Annotated in this window: 15 protein-coding genes; 7 read left to right on the forward strand and 8 right to left on the reverse strand. The window is 71.4% G+C overall.

Annotation, left to right across the window (positions count from 1 at the left end):
• Positions 1–28: 28 nt before the first annotated feature.
• Positions 29–766, forward strand: a complete 738-nt coding sequence (locus tag H5368_RS03710) for an SIMPL domain-containing protein (RefSeq protein WP_182821477.1) — start codon at positions 29–31, stop codon at positions 764–766.
• A 385-nt stretch (positions 767–1,151) separates the two neighbouring features.
• A complete protein-coding gene (locus H5368_RS03715) occupies positions 1,152–1,823 on the forward strand; it encodes an energy transducer TonB (protein ID WP_182821479.1) in 672 nt (223 codons plus the stop codon).
• A 12-nt stretch (positions 1,824–1,835) separates the two neighbouring features.
• Here H5368_RS03715 and rlmH read toward each other — a convergent pair whose 3' ends face one another.
• From rlmH to H5368_RS03750, 7 genes are all read right to left on the reverse strand, one after another.
• Positions 1,836–2,306 (reverse strand): 23S rRNA (pseudouridine(1915)-N(3))-methyltransferase RlmH, encoded by a 471-nt coding sequence (gene rlmH / locus H5368_RS03720; RefSeq protein WP_182821481.1) that lies wholly within the window; start codon positions 2,304–2,306, stop codon positions 1,836–1,838.
• A 34-nt stretch (positions 2,307–2,340) separates the two neighbouring features.
• A complete protein-coding gene (gene rsfS, locus H5368_RS03725; protein WP_182821482.1) occupies positions 2,341–2,793 on the reverse strand; it encodes a ribosome silencing factor in 453 nt (150 codons plus the stop codon).
• 28 nt (positions 2,794–2,821) lie between these two features.
• Positions 2,822–3,505: a nicotinate-nucleotide adenylyltransferase gene (gene nadD, locus H5368_RS03730; protein ID WP_182821484.1), complete on the reverse strand. Its 684-nt coding sequence runs from the start codon at positions 3,503–3,505 to the stop codon at positions 2,822–2,824.
• Complete coding sequence (gene holA / locus H5368_RS03735; RefSeq protein WP_182821486.1) at positions 3,502–4,539, reverse strand: DNA polymerase III subunit delta; 1,038 nt, start codon at positions 4,537–4,539, stop codon at positions 3,502–3,504. Before holA ends, nadD begins: the two co-directional genes overlap by 4 nt.
• Positions 4,540–4,558: 19 nt before the next feature.
• Positions 4,559–5,137 carry an LPS assembly lipoprotein LptE gene (gene lptE, locus H5368_RS03740; protein ID WP_182821488.1) on the reverse strand — a complete coding sequence of 193 codons (579 nt, stop codon included), beginning with the start codon at positions 5,135–5,137 and terminating at the stop codon, positions 4,559–4,561.
• 50 nt (positions 5,138–5,187) lie between these two features.
• Entirely contained in the window at positions 5,188–7,938 is a 2,751-nt protein-coding gene (gene leuS, locus H5368_RS03745) for a leucine--tRNA ligase (protein ID WP_182821490.1), read from the reverse strand.
• An 87-nt stretch (positions 7,939–8,025) separates the two neighbouring features.
• Positions 8,026–8,676, reverse strand: coding sequence for a DUF998 domain-containing protein (locus tag H5368_RS03750; protein WP_182821492.1), 651 nt, complete (start codon positions 8,674–8,676; stop codon positions 8,026–8,028).
• A 100-nt stretch (positions 8,677–8,776) separates the two neighbouring features.
• Here H5368_RS03750 and trxA point away from each other — a divergent pair, with 100 nt between their 5' ends.
• The 3 genes from trxA to H5368_RS03765 all read left to right on the forward strand — a co-directional run bounded on the left by trxA (position 8,777) and on the right by H5368_RS03765 (position 12,260).
• Complete coding sequence (trxA, locus tag H5368_RS03755) at positions 8,777–9,652, forward strand: thioredoxin (protein WP_182821494.1); 876 nt, start codon at positions 8,777–8,779, stop codon at positions 9,650–9,652.
• 4 nt (positions 9,653–9,656) lie between these two features.
• Positions 9,657–10,124, forward strand: coding sequence for a DUF4442 domain-containing protein (locus H5368_RS03760; RefSeq protein ID WP_182821497.1), 468 nt, complete (start codon positions 9,657–9,659; stop codon positions 10,122–10,124).
• 120 nt (positions 10,125–10,244) lie between these two features.
• Positions 10,245–12,260, forward strand: coding sequence for a bifunctional serine/threonine-protein kinase/formylglycine-generating enzyme family protein (locus H5368_RS03765; protein WP_182821499.1), 2,016 nt, complete (start codon positions 10,245–10,247; stop codon positions 12,258–12,260).
• 82 nt (positions 12,261–12,342) lie between these two features.
• Here H5368_RS03765 and H5368_RS03770 read toward each other — a convergent pair whose 3' ends face one another.
• The gene (locus tag H5368_RS03770; protein ID WP_182821502.1) at positions 12,343–13,695 is read right to left on the reverse strand and encodes a DEAD/DEAH box helicase; all 1,353 of its coding nucleotides are present in this window, start codon (positions 13,693–13,695) and stop codon (positions 12,343–12,345) included.
• Positions 13,696–14,038: 343 nt separating this feature from the next.
• On the opposite strand from H5368_RS03770, the gene H5368_RS03775 reads away from it, so the two are divergent.
• A complete protein-coding gene (locus tag H5368_RS03775; protein WP_182821504.1) occupies positions 14,039–15,904 on the forward strand; it encodes a monovalent cation:proton antiporter-2 (CPA2) family protein in 1,866 nt (621 codons plus the stop codon).
• Positions 15,905–16,037: 133 nt separating this feature from the next.
• The gene (locus H5368_RS03780) at positions 16,038–18,122 is read left to right on the forward strand and encodes a M13-type metalloendopeptidase (protein WP_182823726.1); all 2,085 of its coding nucleotides are present in this window, start codon (positions 16,038–16,040) and stop codon (positions 18,120–18,122) included.
• Positions 18,123–18,182 lie beyond the last annotated feature (60 nt).

Below are 18,182 nucleotides of genomic sequence, written 5' to 3' on the forward strand. Positions count from 1 at the left end.
CTTGTTCCCTTCGCACCTGGAGACCACGATGCCCCATTCCGCCCTGCGCCCGCTGCTGCTCGCCTGCGCCCTCGCCCTCGGTGCCACCCCCATGACCGCTTCCGCACAGACCCCTGCCATGCAGGCCGGCGCCGACGCCACCCTGCTGTCGGTCTCGGCCCGCGGCCAGGCGAGCCGGGTGCCCGATGTCGCCACGGCGTCCGCCGGCGTCGTCACCCAGGCCACCGACGCCAGCGCGGCGATGCGCGCCAACGCCGCGCAGATGACCAAGGTGATGGCCGCGATCCGCGAAGCGGGCGTGGCCGAAAAGGACATCCGCACCACGGGGATCAGCGTCAATCCCGAATACCGCTACGCGGAGAACAAGGCGCCGGAAATCACCGGTTACCGCGCCAGCAACACGGTCAGCATCAAGGTGCGCGAGATCGACCGCCTCGGCAAGGTGCTCGACGCGCTGGTCGCCAGCGGTGCCAACGACATCAATGGCCCGGCGTTCGAGATCGACGAGCCCGAGGCGGTGTATGACGAGGCGCGCCGCGCCGCGCTGGAGCTCGCGCGCGCGCGCGCCGCGATGTATGCCAGGACGCTCGACCTGCGCGTTCGCCGCATCGTCAGCATCAGCGAGGGCGGCGCCTTCCAGCCCCCGCAGCCGATGATGAGGATGGTGAAGGCGGAGATGGCGAGCGATGCGGCGTCCACGTCGGTCTCGCCGGGCGAAACCACGCTCGACGCCAACCTCGACGTCGTATTCGAGCTGGGGCGCTGACATGGGCGGCTCCGATCGCAAGCCCGCACCACCATCCCCGGACACTCGGCCAGGCAAGAACCCGGGCTACGCCGAACCCCAGCCGCGTGATCGCGAGGATGCTCGGGACGGCGCGAAGCCACGCCCGGATCCGGAAGACGGCGGCCTGGCCCCCGACCGCGGCCACGACCCCGCACCCGGCGGCGACTGAGCCGGTCGCCGCACGGCCTCACCGGCGGTCGCCTGCAGGCGGCCGCGCGTCAGCGCGTGCCTTGCGACGTCCGCATCGAGCGGGCAATCTGGACACATCGCCCAGTCGCGCATGCGGCCCGCTCAACCCCTCGGCCGCGTCCCGCGCGTTGGCATCGATACCGGACATCAGCCGGTGCATCGAGGGAGGTGGTCCATGGTCCTGCAGCCCGTTGTCCCCGGTCACGACGCCGCACGCCCCGATCCCGGCCGCATCGCCGGCATCAGCGGCACCCTGCTGCTCAACGCGGCGGCATTCCTGCTGCTGCTCGCGCCGATGACGCGACCACTGGAGGTGCCTCGCGCCGAAGCGCCGCCGGTGGTCGTGCTGGTCCCCGACCGCCCCAGGCCCCCTGATCCGCCGCCGGTGCGGGTCGAGGTGGTGCGCCCGCAGCCCACCGTGCGCGCACCGGCACCGCTGCAACGCATCCAGGCAGCCGCCACGCCGGCGGCGGTCGTGGTCGAGCACGGCAGCATCGCGGTGGATCCGCAGCCCGCCATCGATCCCGGCGATACCGTCGCCGCGCAGCCCGGGCAGGGCCCGGTTACCGGCATGCGGCTGGAGTACGGCGACGCGAGTGCGCCACCCTACCCGCGCGACGCACTGCGCGATGGCGCCGAGGGCACGGTGATGCTGCAGGTGCTGGTGGGCGTGGATGGCCGGCCGCTGGAGGTCACGATCCATGCCGGCAGCGGCCATCGCCGCCTGGACGAGGCCGCGCGCCGCCACGTGCTGCGCCACTGGCGCTTCCGCCCGGCGCTGCGCGGTGGTGAGCCGGTCCAGGCGCTGGGCCTGGTGCCGATCGCGTTCAGCCTCGACCGCGGCTGACCGTCGCCGCGCCTAGGCGCGGTGGTAGGGGTGGTTGGCGAGCAGCGCGGCCGCGCGGTACAGCTGCTCCGCCAGCACCAGGCGCACCAGCATGTGCGGCAGCGTCAGCGGGCCCAGCGACCAGGTCTCGTCGGCGCGCGCCAGCACCTCGTCGGCGTGGCCCTCGGGCCCGCCGACGAGGAAGGCGAGGTCGCGCCCCTGGCCCCGCCAATGTTCCAGGCGGGTTGCCAGCGCCTCCGAATCCCAGGCGCGGCCGCGGCCGTCCAGGGCGACCACGTGCACGTCGCGCGGCAGCGCGGCCAGCACGCGCTGGCCTTCGTCAAAGGTCGCGCGCACGGCGTCGCGGCCCTTGCCGCGCAGGCCCGGGGTGATTTCGACAAGCTCCAGCGGCAGCCAGTGCGACAGCCGCTTGCGGTATTCGCCGAAGCCTTCGGACACCCAGCCCGGCGGGCGTTCACCGACGGCGACCAGGCGCGCCTTCATGGGGTCCGCGCGCCAGCAGCCTGCAGGCGAGGGATCAGCGCCGCGTCTGGCGGGGCGCGGGGACCGCGGCCATGTCGGCGGCGGCCTCGGGGGCATCGTCGCGGCCAGGCGGCTCGTCGCCGACCGTCCACAGGCGTTCGAGTGCATAGAACTCGCGTACGCGCGGCAGCATCAGGTGCACCACCACGTCGCCCAGGTCGACCAGCACCCACTCGGCCTCGCGCTCGCCTTCCACGCCCAGCGGCTGGCAGTCCAGGCGCTTGGCGAAGCGGACCACCTCATTGGCGATCGCCTTGACATGACGGGTCGAGGTGCCGGACGCCACCACCATGTAGTCGCAGACGCTGGTCTTGCCTCGGACATCGATTTCAACGACGTCCTGGGCCTTCAGTTCGGCGACCGCCTCGAGCACGGTGGCCAGCAGCACTTCAACGGCGGGGGGCGGGTTGGGCAGGCTGGTCTTGATGACTTGGGTGGGCGTGGTCAATGGGGTCGACTCGTTGGCGTGGCGGCGATTATAGCGAAGCGGCGGACCCGGACCCGGGACCCCCGGCATACAGCCCATGTTGGCGGATATGTGCGGCAACGGCCGCTGGCACCAGCGACGGCCAGTCTTCCCCGGTGGCGATGCGGCGCCGGACTTCGGTGGAGGACTCCGCGCGCAGCTCCGGCAGCGCGAGTACGGCGTAGCCACCCGCCGGCGAATCGGCAAGCGCGGTGGCCGCGCGACGCCTGAACTCGATGCCTCGGTACACCGTCACGGCCAGGCGCTCCACGGTGGACGGGTCCAGCGGCGTACCCGGACGCTCCACGGCCAGCACGTGGCCGTGCGCGAACAGCTCGCGCCAGCGGTGCCAGCTGTCGAGCCGGAGCAGCGAATCGCCGCCGACGACCCAGGCGATCGCCCGCTGCGGACCCTGCTCGGCGCGGATCAGGCGCAGGGTGTCGATGGTGTAGGACGGCCCCTCGCGATGCAGCTCGCGCCGGTCGACGCGCATCCCCGGCTCGCCGGCGATCGCCAGCTCCAGCATCGCCGCGCGCGCCTCGGCGTCGGCATGCGTGTGCGTCTTGTGCGGCGGGTCCGCCGCAGGCACCAGTACGACCTCGGCGCCGAGCCGGTCGCGCACCGCGCGCGCGATGGCGAGGTGGCCGAGGTGCACCGGATCGAAGCTGCCGCCGTAGCAGGCCAGCAGTGTCACGCCGCGAGCAGCGGCAGCGCGCGCGCGTCGGCGACCGCGAGCAGCAGGCGCTCGAGCACTTGCCACGCATCACCCTCGCCGCGCCCCTTGGCGATGCGGTCGATGCGTCCGGCCACCGCCACGAAGCGCTCCCAGCGGGCGGCCGGGTGGCGTGCCAGGGCGCGCTTGTAGGCCGCCTGCTTCGCATCCCAGACCCGCTGCACCTTGAATTCCGCGGCCAGGTTGCCGCCACGCGCCTGCACCCGCGCCAGCGCCGCCGCGCGCTGCAGCTCCATCACCACCATGCCCATCAGCGCGGGCACCGCCTCGCCCTCGGCGCGCAGCCCGGCCAGCATGCGCACCGCCTGCGCGCCCTCGCCGTTGAGCGCAGCGTCGACCAGGCGGAACACGTCGAAGCGCGCGGCGTCGGCCACCAGCACCTGCATGCGCGCGGCATCGATCACGCCACCCTCGGCCAGCAATACCAGCTTGTCGATTTCCTGGGCGGCGGCCAGCAGGTTGCCGTCGACGCGTTCGACCAGCAGCTGCACGGCGTCGCGGTCGGCGCGCACGCCGCGCCGCCGCAGCCGCGCCTCGACCCAGCCGTGCAGCTCATGCGGCTTGATCGCCCAAGCGACGGCGATGGCACCGGCACGCGCGATCGCCTCGCTCCACTTGCCGCCGTGCTTGCCGCTCCACTCGCCGCCGGTGACCAGCAGGCAGGTGTCGGGCGGCGGATCGGCACAATAGGTGGTGATGACCTCGGCACCCTGCTTGCCCGGCTTGGCGGTCGGCAGCCGCACCTCGATCACGCGCCGCGCCGAGAACAGGCTGGGCGCGCGCAGGCTGGCTTCCAGTCCGTCCCAATCGATGTCGCGACCGTCGACATCGAACACCTCGCGCTCGGCGAAGCCCTCCTCGCGCGCCCGCGCGCGGATCGCATCCGCCGCTTCCAGCACGCGCAGGATTTCCGGGCCGGCGACCAGGTAGACGGGTGCCAGCGGCATGCCGGCAAGTCCCGAGGCGAGCTGCTCCGGGGTCAGATCCCGGGCCATGGCGACCGGTCCGGCCCGCTCAGGGCGTGCCCGCGTCGGGCTCGGCGACGGGGGGCACGGCCGGGACCGCAATGCCGGCCGCGGCGTCCGCCGCGCGGCTGCGCGTGACCGAATCGATCCGGCGCAGCACAGCCGACGCCATCTCGCGCTGCAACTCGCGCGACAGCAGCTCGCGCTCGCTTTCCGAGCCGGTGGAATCCTGGGGCAGCGACACGTAGTCGCGCGACAGTTCGATCACCTGCTGCGGCACGAGCGTGCCGCCCTCCCCGTCGACCAGCGAGAACACCGACGCGTAGCGCAGCGTGTATTCCTGGGCGCGACCGAACTGGTCGACGCTGAGCGGCTGCGACTCCCACTGCTCGGAGTGGATCCGCAGCACCGACGCACCCGGGCTGTCGCCCGCCGGCACCTCGATGCCGGCGCGCTCGAGCGAGCGCGACAGCGACTGGGCCAGCGCGCTGTAGGGGTCCTGCGCGATCACCCGGACCCGGTCCAGGTCTGCCGGCAGCGAGAGCGCGTCACGGAGGTGGAAGCCGCAGGCGGGGAGCGCGAGCACCAGCAGCGCGAGCACGAAGGTACGGAGATGGGAACGGGTCATCGACGGAGTCTGTACGAGGCGGACAGGCGCGGCAAGCGGGGGCGTGGCGGTCATGACGCCACCACGTTCACGATCTTGCCCGGCACCACGATCACCTTGCGCACCGTGCGTCCGTCCAGCATGCGCGCCACGCCGGGCTCGGCGAGCGCGGCGGCCTCGATGGCCTCGCGCGCCGCGTCGGCGGCGACCTCGATGGTGCCGCGCAGCTTGCCGTTCACCTGCACCGCCAGGGTCAGCGCGTCGCGCACCAGCGCCGCCGGGTCCGCGACCGGGAACGCGACATCCTCCAGCACCGTCTCCGCGTGGCCCAGCACCTGCCACAGCGCGTGGCAGGCATGCGGGGTGACCGGGTTCAGCAACAGCACCATGGCCGACAGCGCTTCGTGGCGCACGGCGCGGCCACCCGGCGAGGCGTCGTCGAACTTGGTGACGTGGTTCAGCAGCTCCATCAGTGCCGCGATCGCGGTGTTGAAGCTGTGCCGGCGGCCGTAGTCGTCGCCGACCTTCTGGATGGTCTCGTGCAGCTGGCGCCGCAGGGTGCGCTGCGCAGCCGTGGGTGGCGACACGTCCCCCGCGGGCAAGGGAAGCGTGTCGGCGTGCTTCTGGACCTCGCGCCAGAAGCGGCGCATGAAGCGCGACATGCCCTCCACGCCGGCCTCGTTCCACTCCAGCGACAGCGTCGGCGGCGAGGCGAACATCGAGAACAGGCGCACGGTGTCGGCGCCGTACTTGTCGACCATCGACTGCGGATCGACGCCGTTGTTCTTCGACTTCGACATTTTCTCGATGCCGCCGACCACCACCGGCTGGCCGTCGCTGCGCAGGTGCGCGCCGAGCACGCGGCCGCGCTCGTCGCGCTCCACCTCGACATCGGCCGGGTTGATCCAGTCGCGCGCGCCGTTGGCGGCCTCGCGGTAATAGGTGTCGGCGACCACCATGCCCTGGGTGAGCAGGTTGACCGCGGGTTCGTCGCTGTCCACCAGCCCCTGGTCGCGCAGCAGCTTGTGGAAGAAGCGGAAGTACAGCAGGTGCAGGATGGCGTGCTCGATGCCGCCGATGTACTGGTCGACCGGCGTCCAGTACCTGCCGCGCGCATCGACCATGTCGGCGGCGCCGGGCGAGGTGTAGCGCGCGTAGTACCAGCTCGACTCCATGAAGGTGTCGAAGGTGTCCGTCTCGCGCTCGGCCGGTTGGCCGCACTTCGGGCAGCTGGTGCGGCGCCATTCCGGGTCGGACTTGAGCGGCGAGTGCACCGTGCCGCAGGCAAACGCGGCCTCGACATCCTCAGGCAGGAGCACCGGCAGCTGGTCTTCCGGCACCGGCACCGCGCCGCAGGCGCCGCAGTACACCACCGGGATCGGGCAGCCCCAGTAACGCTGGCGGCTGACGCCCCAGTCGCGCAGGCGGAAATTGACGCGGCGGCGGCCGATGCCCTCGGCTTCGAAACGCGCGGCCAGCGCCGCGAACGCGGCGTCGAAATCCATGCCGTCGTAGTCGCCGGAATTCACCAGCATGCCGCGCTCGGTGTACGCGCCGCGCTGTTCGATGCCCGCCATGAAGTCGCGGACCATCGCCACCGCGGCCGAGGTGTCGTACGCGTCGACCGAACCGCCGGCCAGCGCCGCCTGGAACGGATCAGAGTCGTGGGCGACATCGCTGGCGACCTCGCGCAAGGCGTCGGCAACACCCGGAGGCACGATCACCGGATGCACCGGCAGGCCGTAGGCCTTGGCGAACTCCCAGTCGCGCTGGTCGTGCGCCGGCACCGCCATCACCGCACCGGTGCCGTAGCCCATCAGCACGAAATTGGCGACATAGATCGGCAGGTCCTCGCCGGTCACCGGGTGGATGGCCCACTGCCCGGTGGCCATGCCGCGCTTCTCCTGCGCCTCGATGTCGGCTTCGGACACGCCTCCGCGGCGCAGTTCGGCGAGGAACGCGGCCAGTTCGGGGTTGTCGCGGGCGGCCTTCAGCGCCAGCGGGTGTTCACCGGCGATGCTGATGAAGGTCGCGCCCATCAGCGTGTCCGGGCGGGTGGTGTAGACCACCAGCGGCGCGTCCTCGCCGTCCACGCGGAAGCCGAGTTCCAGGCCTTCGCTGCGGCCGATCCAGTTGCGCTGCATGGTCTTGACCGGCTCCGGCCACCCGGGCAGCCGGTCCAGTCCGTCTAGCAGCTCCTGGGCGTAATCGGTGATGCGCAGGAACCACTGCGGGATCTCGCGCTTCTCCACCCGCGCGCCGGAGCGCCAGCCGCGGCCGTCGATCACCTGCTCGTTGGCGAGCACCGTCTGGTCCACCGGATCCCAGTTGACCACCGAGTTGCGGCGGTAGGCGAGGCCCTTTTCCATCAGCCGCACGAACATGCGCTGCTCGTGGACGTAGTAGTCGGGATTGCAGGTGGCGAATTCGCGCGACCAGTCGATCGCGTAGCCCAGCGACTTCAACTGCGCGCGCATGTGGTCGATGTTGGCGTAGGTCCACTTCGCCGGCGCGGTGCGGTTCTTGATCGCGGCATTCTCTGCCGGCAGGCCGAACGCGTCCCAGCCCATCGGCTGCAGCACGTTGTGGCCGGTCATGCGCTTGTGCCGGCTGATCACGTCGCTGATGGTGTAGTTGCGCACGTGGCCCATGTGCAGCGCACCGGACGGGTACGGCAGCATCGCCAGGCAGTAGAACTTGGGCTTGGCGCTGTCCTCGGACACCTCGAACGCGCGCTCCCGATCCCAGAAGCCCTGCGCCGCCGCCTCGACGGCCTGTGGCTGGTAGCTGTGGGAATCAGGGCTTTCGGGGACGTTGGACACGTGGCTTGAACCGGTGGAAGGGGGCCCGGAAGCCTACCGCAGCGCACCCGGGGCCGCCATTCACGCCGCTGCGCGCCATGCCCGCCATCAGCCGCCGCGTTGCGCCGTGCCCGTGCCGGCGGCACCCGTCCAGGAGATCCATGCCAGCCAGCCGAACCACGCGGCGAACGCGATGCGCTGAACCAGCGGCGCCGGCAGCGCGTCGCCTGCCAGCGAGGCGAACACCAGCACGGCGGCGCCGGACGCGGCATGCACGGCGGCCATCGCCGGGCGCGTGCGCGCACCCGCCAGCGCCAGCAGCACCGTCGCGGCCACGAACGCGATCTCCCACATGGCCCACGCCGCGCCGTGCAGCCGGCTGCGCGCCTGGTCGGGCGCATCGAGGTCGAGCGGCAGCAGCCCCTGTGCGGCAAACGCGAGGGCCGCAAGCAGCGCCAGCGTCCAGCCCAGGCGTGCGGCAAGCGCAGCGGGAGGGCGCAGAGCGGTGCGCGCGCGCAGCGCCAGGACCGCCGCCAGCGCGCCGGGCACCAGAAATGCAAGCAGGTTGAATCCGGGCGCGTGCGGCACGCCGGTGGCCCCCAGCACCGCCACCGGATGCAGCTGGTGCGCAAATCCGTCGAGCGCCATCCCGAAGCCTGCGAGCGCGAGCACGAAGCTGGCCGCCGCGGCCAGGCCCAGCCACCGCCAGGGATCGCGCGTGCGTGCGTGCGTGTGCAACCTGTTGCGCGCTGCCGCCATGCGCCATGTGCCTGTCCGGGGGAGCGGCATCGTCGCCCCGCGCGCTTGCAAACGGCAAGCGCTGGCACAATCTCCTGTCGATCGCCGATTGGATCCCGCCATGTCCCCGTCCACCGCGTCACCCCACGTCTTCGATGCCACCGCCGACAACTTCGAGGCGGACGTCCTCGGCCGGTCTCTGCACACGCCGGTCCTGATCGACTTCTGGGCCGAATGGTGTGGCCCGTGCAAGACCATCGGGCCGATCCTCGAGAAGCTCGCGGCCGAGTACAACGGCGCCTTCGTGCTGGCCAAGATCGATGTCGACAGCCAGCAGGAACTGGCCGGTGCGTTCCAGGTCCGTTCCATCCCCACCATCATCCTGGTGAAGGACGGGCAGCCGGTCGACGGGTTCCCCGGCGCGCTGCCCGAGGGCCAGCTGCGCGAGTTCCTGACGCAGCACGGCATCGTGCCGGCCGCGGCCGAAGCCGAAGCCGCGGAGGCCGCCGCCCCGCCGCCGCCCGATCCGCACGCCGAGGTCCTGCGCCTGCGCCACGCCAGCGAAGCCGCGCCGGACGACGACAGCCTGAAGCTCGAGCTGGCACTGGCCCTGCTCGCCACCGGTGTCACCCAGGAAGCCAGCCAGCTGCTGGATGCCCTGCCCGCCAACCTCGCCACCGACGACCGCGCGGTGCGCGCCCGCGCCAGCCTCGACTTCGCGGCACTGCTGCGCGATGCGCCGTCGGTCGAGGTGCTGGAGATGGCGATCAGCCGCGACCCCGCCGACCTGCGCGCCCGCCACCTGCTCGGCGCGCAGCACATCGTCGCCGGCCGCCCGGAAGCCGCGCTGCAGCAGTTCATGGACATGCTGCGCCGCGACCGCAGCTTCGAGGACGGCCTTCCGCGCAAGGCGCTGATTGAAGCGTTCCGCGTGATCGACGATGACGACCTCGTCGCCCGCTACCGCCGGCAGATGTCGGCGCTGCTGCTGTCCTGACGGCGTGCGGGCCTCCACGCTGCGGCGGATCATGAACGTATGGCCGCCATTCCTGTTTTCGGGCATCCGCATCACCGCGATCTCCGAGGACTACCGCCATGCACGCGTGCGCATGCGCCAGCACTGGTTCAACCGCAACTACGTCGGCACGCATTTCGGCGGCAGCCTGTTCGCCATGACCGACCCGTTCTGGATGCTGCTGACCATGCGCTCGCTGGGTCGCGGTTACCTGGTCTGGGACCAGGCCGCGGAGATCCGCTTCGTCAAGCCGGGCCGCGGCACGGTGGAGGCGAGCTTCGACCTCGGCGAGGACGTGCTTGAAACCATGCGCGCGGCGACCGCCAACGGCGGCAAGCACCTGCACTGGTTCGACACCCAGGTGCACGACGCCGGTGGGCAGGTGGTCGCCAGCGTGCGCAAGCAGCTGTACGTGCGCCGCAAGCAGGCGGCGCACGGAGGTGCCGGGGCGTGACCCGGGTCGCATCCCGCCGCAGGCGCAGCTGATGTCCAGCCGGTATCCTCGCTGGTGCCACAGGGGGGCGTGATGTCGCAAGCCAACGATCACAGCGCAGGGGCGCCAGCACCGATGCCGATGCCGGAGATCGCCGGCTACCGGCTCACGCGCGTGCTCGGTGCGGGCGGCATGTCCACGGTCTACCTCGGCGAGCAGCGCTCGCTGGGCCGCGAGGTGGCGATCAAGGTCATGCTGCCCGACGCGCTGACCGACGAGGTGAGCCGCCGCCGCTTCGAGAACGAGGCGCGCACCGTCGCCCGCCTGGACCACCCCAACATCGTCGGCATCCACGACGTCGGCCGCACCGGCGAGGGCCTGCCCTACTACTCGATGCCGCACATGGCCCACGGCCACCTCGGCCAGCGCGACCTGCGCGGCAAGGAACCGCAGGTCCGCGCCATCCTGCAGGCGCTGCTGGACGCGCTGCGCCATGCCCACGCGCGCGGCATCGTGCATCGCGACGTCAAGGCCGAGAACGTGCTGTTCGACGATACCGACCGGCCGCAGCTGGCCGATTTCGGCATCGCCCTGCGCCGCGGCTACGGTTCGCGCGTCACCACCGCGGGCCTGGCCGTGGGCAGCACCGCCTACATGCCACCCGAGCAGGCGCGCGGCGAGCCCGTGGACGCACGCGCCGACCTCTACAGCGTGGGCGTGCTGGCCTGGGAAATGCTGGTCGGGTCGCTGCCCTACAACGCACCCGATGCGCTGTCGATGGCGGTCATGCACGTCCAGGACCCGATCCCGCGCCTGCCGCGCGAACTGCGCCACTGGCAGCCATTCATCGATCGCGCACTTGCCAAGTCACCCGACCGGCGCTTCAGCGATGCCGCGCAGATGCTCGCGGCGCTGGACAAGGTGGAACGCGGCGGGCGCGGGCCGGCCGACGTCGGCCATGACCTGGGCAAGCGCCTGCGCGCGGTGCCGGCCAAGGCCTGGCTGGTCGCGGGCCTGGTGGTCGCCGCGGGGATCGGCCTGGCCTCGCGCGATGGCGCAGGGCCGCGCGCGTTCTATCGCGCCGGCGGCGCCGACGCCGCGGCGGCGGCAGCGACCGCAGGCGACGGGTCCATGGCCACGGGCATCGGTGCCGGAAAACGCATCACCGCGCTCGCGAGCCCCGACGACGCGCTGCTGCGTGCCGCACCCGAATCCGATGCCGAGACCTGGCTGGTGGCGGCCGAACGCCAGTTGCGCGAGCGCAAGCTCACCGCGCCCGCCGGCGACAACGCCTACACCAGCGTCCTCAATGCCTGGCAGGCCGACAGCGGCCACCTCAAGGTGGCGGGAACCGCGGACGCGCTGATCGCCGCGCTGGCCCTCGATGCCGAGCGCGAGATGCAGCGCGGCGACGATGCCGCGGCCCGCAGCAGCGTCATGCAGGCGACCCAGCTCGCGTCGCGCACCGCGCGCTCCGACGGGCCCGCGCTCGCGGGCCTGCGCGAACGGACACGCAAGGCCATCTCCAGTCGCGTCGATACCGCCGCGGCCGCCTACGACCGTACCGCCGCGCTCGCCGCGGTGGAGTCCGGGCGCAGGATGGGGCTCGACGCGCGTGCACTGGCGGCGCTGGATACACGCGCGCGCAAGATCCCGCTGCCCGGTGAGCGTATCGAGGGCGGAAACATCGACACGGTGCTGGTGCAGCAAGGCGGCATGCGCCTGGCCGCGATGCGCCGCGCGGTCAGCCGTGCCGACTTCGGCGAATTCGCCGGCGCCACCGGCCGCGAGCCGGCCCGCTGCCGCGAACGCGCTTCGCTGCTGCGCGTGGTGGCGCCGCGCACCTGGCGCAGCCCCGGCTTTGACCAGGGTGCCGGTGACGCGGTGGTCTGCGTGTCGTGGGACGACGCCGCGGCCTATGCGCATTGGGCAGGCAAGCGCGACGGCCGCTCCTACCGCCTGCCGACGTCGTCGGAGTGGCGTCGCCTGCCCGCGACGGCCGGCGGATCGCGTGCGGTGGCCGAGTGGAACGTCGATTGCAGCGGCAGCTGCGAGTACCGCGTGACCAGCGGCGGCAGCTGGCGCGGTGACGCCGGCCGACGCGAGGGCGGCCGCGGCTACGACGACGTCGGGTTCCGGCTGGTCCGCGACCTCTGACCGCGCCGCTGCCCACGACCCGGAAATGAAAACGCCACCGGGCGGCTGCCCGGTGGCGCTCAAGCGTGACGCCCGGCCTGGATCAGGCGCGCGAGTCGCGCCTTCCCGCACCCTGGCCACGGCCACGGCTGCCCGGCACCTGCGGACCCGCATGCGGCTGTGCACTGCGCGGCTGCGCCTTGCCATGGCCACGATGCGCCGCGGGCCGCGCCGGACGCTGGTCACCCGCCGGGCGCCCGCCACGGCCACCGTTCGGCGGCCTGGGCGCGTCGAGGCGGATCGGACGGCTCGGCTCGAAGCCGGGCACCACCACCATCTCGATCTCGGCCTTCAGCATCTTCTGGATGTCGCGCAGCAGCGCGCCCTCTTCCGGGGACACCAGCGACAGCGCCTCGCCCGTCGCGCCGGCACGGCCGGTGCGGCCGATGCGGTGCACGTAGTCCTCGGCCACCATCGGCAGGTCGTGGTTGATCACCAGCGGCAGGTTCGGGATGTCCAGGCCGCGCGCGGCGACGTCGGTAGCCACCAGGATCCGGGCGCGCCCGGACTTGAACGCGTCGAGCGCCTTCTGCCGCTGCGCCTGGCTCTTGTTGCCGTGGATCGCGACCGCCGGCAGGCCGGACTTCTCCAGCTGTTCGGCCAGGCGATTGCAGCCGTGCTTGGTCTTGCCGAAGATCAGCACCTGCTCGGTGTGGCGCTTGGACAGGATGTCGACCAGCAGGTCGCGCTTGGCGGCCGAGTCGACCGGGTGGGCACGGTGCACGATGGTGTCGGCAATGGTGTTCTGCGTCGCCACCTCGACCTGGCGCGGATCACGCATGAACTCCAGCGCCAGCGCCTTGATGCGCGCCTCGAACGTGGCCGAGAACAGCAGCGTCTGACGCTCCTTGGGCACGCGCGCAAGCACGCGCTTGATCGACGGCAGGAAGCCCATGTCGAGCATGCGGTCGGCTTCGTCGAGGATCAGCATCTCGACCGCGTCGAGCTTGGCATGGCCGGACTGCATGTGGTCCAGCAGGCGGCCCGGGCAGGCGACGAGGATGTCCACGCCGCGGCGCAGGTTGTCGATCTGCGGCTGCATGCCGGCGCCACCGAAGATCGTGGTGACGTTGAGCTTCATGTGGTGGCCGTATTCCTTGATGCTTTCGGCAACCTGGACCGCGAGCTCGCGGGTCGGCACCAGCACCAGCGCGCGCGGCTTGCGCGGGCCACGGGCGGGGGTTTCCTTGCCTAGGCGCTGCAGCATCGGCAGGCCGAAGGCGGCGGTCTTGCCGGTGCCGGTCTGGGCCGCGCCAAGCACGTCATGGCCGGCGAGGATCAGCGGGATGGCCTGTTCCTGGATCGGGGTGGGCTGGGTGTAGCCGCTGGCGACAAGCGCGCGCAGCAGCCCTTGCGAGAGCCCAAGGCTCTCGAAAGTCCGGATATCGGACGTCATGGAACAACTCCTGGTTCGACAGTTCGCCCGGCGATTTCCGTGATCCGCGCGGCGGGCAATCAATTTTTGACGGCGACCGGAGGAACCGGGCCGTGTCTGCGCTACGAAAGACGTGCGGGAGTAAAAGAGGCCGTGGTGTCGCCTTGCGGCGGCCGCGGCTTGGCAATGACCGGAGATACGGACTGCCGTGCGCCAACCCGGGCATCATACGGCATGAATGCGCGATGCGCGGCATGCCGCCATGCGGACAGCGCGTTTGGTTCATGGCACGCCGCCGGCGCGACCCGCGCGCATACTCGCCCGACCTTGCCCCGACGACGCCCTGCGCGCCCGAACGATGCCCATGGAAGCAGCCTCCGACACCTCGCAACTCGTCCACGTGGTCGCCCTGCTCGGCGCGGCGGTGATCGCGGTACCGCTGTTCCGCCGCCTCGGATTGGGTTCCGTGCTCGGCTACCTGGCCGCGGGCATGGTGATCGGCCCGTTCGGCTTCGGCTGGTTCGCGCGGCCCGAGGCGATCCTGCACGTCGCCGAGCTCGGCGTGGTGATGTTCCTGTTCGTGGTCGGGCTGGAGATGAGGCCGTCGCACCTGTGGAGCCTGCGCCGGGAGATCTTCGGCCTCGGCCCGCTGCAGATCCTGGGCTGCGCCGCCGCGCTGGCCGGCGTCGGCCTGCTGCTCGGGCTGCCCGCGCCGGTGGCGTTCATCGGCGCCGCCGGCTTCGTGCTGACCTCCACCGCGATCGTGATGCAGGTGCTGGCCGAACGGGGCGACATCGCCACCCCACGCGGCCAGAAGATGGTGTCGATCCTGCTGTTCGAAGACCTGCTGATCGTCCCGCTGCTGGCGCTGGTGGCGTTCATGTCGCCGCTGCCCGATGCCGACGGCGCCGCATCGCGGCTGGCATCGTCAGCCATGGCGGTCGCGTCGCTGGTCGCGCTGGTGGTGGCCGGCCTGTACCTGCTGAACCCGCTGTTCCGGCTGCTGGCGGCGTCGCGCGCGCGCGAACTGATGACGGCGGCCGCCCTGCTGGTGGTGCTGGGCGCGGCGCTGCTGATGGAAATGGGCGGACTGTCGATGGCGATGGGCGCGTTCCTGGCCGGCGTGCTGCTGTCGGAGTCGACCTTCCGCCACGAACTCGAAGCCGACATCGAGCCGTTCCGCGGCCTGCTGCTGGGCCTGTTCTTCCTCGCCGTCGGCATGTCGCTGGACCTGGCGGCAGTGGCCGCGGACTGGCGCCTGGTGGTGCTGGCGGTGCCGGCGATGATGATCGCCAAGGCACTTTGCATCTACACCGTGGCGCGCTTCATGCGCAGCAGCCACGGCAATGCGCTGGACCGCGCCGTGCTGATGGCGCAGGGCGGCGAGTTCGCATTCGTGCTGTTCGCCGCCGCCGAGTCCGCCGGCATCATCAGCGGCGGGGCCAACGACAGCCTGACCGCGATCGTGGTGCTGTCGATGGCGCTCACCCCGCTTGCGATGCTGCTGGTGCGGCGCGCGACGCGTGCCGCGGACGCCTCGCTGGACGGCATCGATGCCGCGTCCGGCCAGAGCGGCAGCGTGCTGATCATCGGCTTCGGCCGCTTCGGGCAGGTGGTCAGCCAGTCGCTGCTGGCGCGCGACATCGACGTGACCATCATCGACAGCGACGTCGACATGATCCGCAACGCGGCGGGCTTCGGCTTCAAGGTCTACTACGGCGACGGCACCCGGCTGGACGTGCTGCGTGCGTCGGGCGCCGGCAGTGCGCGCGCGATCGCGGTCTGCGTGGACGACAAGGACGCCGCCGACCGCATCGCGGCGCTGGCGCGCAGCGCGTTCCCGCAGGCGCGGCTGCTGGTGAGGGCCTACGACCGCGTGCACGCGCTGCAGCTCGCCATCGCGGGCGTCGACTACTCGGTGCGCGAGACCTTCGAATCCGCGGTGCTGTTCGGCGAGGCGGCGCTGCGACAGCTGGATGTCGATCCGGTCGAGGCGGCGCGGGTCACCGCCGAGGTCCGACGCCTCGAGGTGGAACGCTTCCAGCTGGAGCTCTCCGCGGGCATCGGCGCCGGCGTCGGCCTGATGCGCACCAACACCGGCGCCGGCCCCTTGCCCACGCCGCTTACCGCGCCCCGCCGCCAGGCACAGGTGCTCAACCCGGCGGGCGACCCCGGCCCCGGCACGCGGCGGCCGGACCCCGCCGAGGACGATGGCGCACCGGCGCCATGACCTCCGACACACCAACCCGCGGGGTTGGCGGGCGTAGAGTTGCGCGTCGGCCCGGACCCGGGCCGCGCCCTTTCCCATGCCCAACCGGGCGGAGCACACCGTGAGCCACAAGTCCAAGTCCACACCCCAGATCCTGCTGCTGTCGCTGGCGGTCACCGTCGCGCTCGCCGCCTGCCAGCGCGAGACGGCCGCCCCGCCCGTCGCCACCGCCACCCCCGCCGCCGCGCCGGCGCCCGCCGCGCTGACGCTCGACGAATCGAAGCTCCCCGGCGTCAACAGCTTCAAGGCCTCGGACCTCGATCCTTCGGTCGAGGCCTGCGTCGACTTTGGCGGCCACGTCAACGGCACCTGGCTCGCGGCCAACCCGATCCCCGGCGACCGCACCTCGTGGGGCGCGTTCGAGATGCTCGACGAGCGCTCGCAGGCCGTGCAGCGCCAGCTGGCCGAACAGGCCGCGGCCATGGCCGACGCCGGTGGCGTGGAAGCCATCGTCGGCAACTTCTGGTCCACCGGCATGGACGCGGAGAAGATCAACGCCCAGGGCATCACCCCGATCCAGGGCGAGCTGGACGCGATCGCCGCGCTCGACAGCCAGGAGAAGATCGTCGGGCACCTGCGCAGCAGCGCGGCCAAGGGCCAGAACACCCTGTTCGGCTTCGGTGCCGAGGCCGACTTCAAGAAGTCCGACATGAACATGGCCTACGCCATGCAGGGCGGCCTGGGCCTCCCGGATCGCGGCTACTACTTCGACGCCGACAAGAAGGACAAGCTCGACGCTTACCAGCAGCACATCGCCAAGGTGCTGGAGCTGTCGGGCATCGCCGCCGCCGATGCGCAGGCGCAGGCCAAGGACGTGATCGCGTTCGAGACGCGCCTGGCCAAGCCGTCCAAGTCGAGCGAGGAGATGTCGCGCGACGTGTCGCTGTTCTACAACCCGGTGAGCATCGCCGACGCCGACAAGCTGACCCCGAACTTCCCATGGGCGCCGTTCTTCGAGTCGCAGGGCGTGGCCACGCCGGCGACGTTCTCGCTGGCGATCCCGGCGTTCCATGCCGAGATCAGCAAGATGCTGGCCGACGTGCCGCCGGCGCAGTGGCAGGCCTACCTGCGCTTCCACGCCGTGGATGGCGCGTCGCCCTACCTGTCCGACGCGTTCGCGCAGGAACACTTCAACTTCTACAGCCAGGTGCTGCGCGGCCAGAAGGAAATGAAGGAGCGCGGCAAGCGCGTGCTCGACGTCATCGAATCGCAGGCCGGCGAGGCGCTGGGCCAGATGTACGTGAAGGTCGCGTTCCCGGCCGAGTCCAAGGCGCAGATGGAGACCCTGGTCAAGAACCTGAGCGATGCGCTGAAGCTGCGCATCGAAAACCTGGCCTGGATGTCGGACGAGACCAAGGCCAAGGCGATGGAAAAGTGGGCCGGCTTCACCCCCAAGATCGGCTACCCGGACAAGTGGCGTGACTGGAATGGCCTGGCCACCGGGCGCGACAGCTACATCGGCAACGTGCTGGCCGCCAACGAGTTCAATTACAAGTGGAACCTGTCCAAGATCGGCAAGCCCGTGGACAAGTCCGAGTGGGGCATGCCGCCGCAGATGGTCAACGCCTACTACAACCCGCTGCAGAACGAGATCGTGTTCCCGGCGGCGATCCTGCAGCCGCCGTTCTTCGATCCTGCGGCGCCGGCGGAGATGAACTACGGCGGCATCGGCGCGGTGATCGGCCACGAGATGATCCATGGCTACGACGACCAGGGCAGCCGCTTCGGTCCGACCGGCAACTTCGAGAACTGGTGGAGCGAGGCGGACGCCAGCGGCTTCAAGAAGCTCACCGACCAGCTCGTGGCGCAGTTCGACGGCTACGAGGCGGTGCCGGGCAAGAACGTCAATGGCAAGCTGACGCTGGGCGAGAACATCGCCGACCTCGGCGGCCTGGCGGTGGCCTACGACGCGATGAAGAAGGCGACCGATGGCACGGCCGATGCCGGCACCGACGGCCTGACGCGCGACCAGCGCTTCTTCGCCAACTGGGCCACGGTGTGGCGCCGCAACTTCACCGACCAGGAACTGGCCGTGCGCCTCAACACCGACCCGCACGCACCGGCGAACTTCCGCGCGATCGGCGCGCCGTCCAACCTCGGCTCGTTCGCGGCCGCGTACTCGTGCAAGCCGGGCCAGCCGATGGTTCGCGGCGGCAAGGACCAGGTCGTCATCTGGTAAGCGCCTGACCACGGGCAATGCGTGAAGGAAGGCCCGGCAGACGCCGGGCCTTCCGCGTTT

This window comes from Luteimonas sp. MC1782 (genome assembly GCF_014164605.1).
GTDB lineage: Bacteria > Pseudomonadota > Gammaproteobacteria > Xanthomonadales > Xanthomonadaceae > Luteimonas.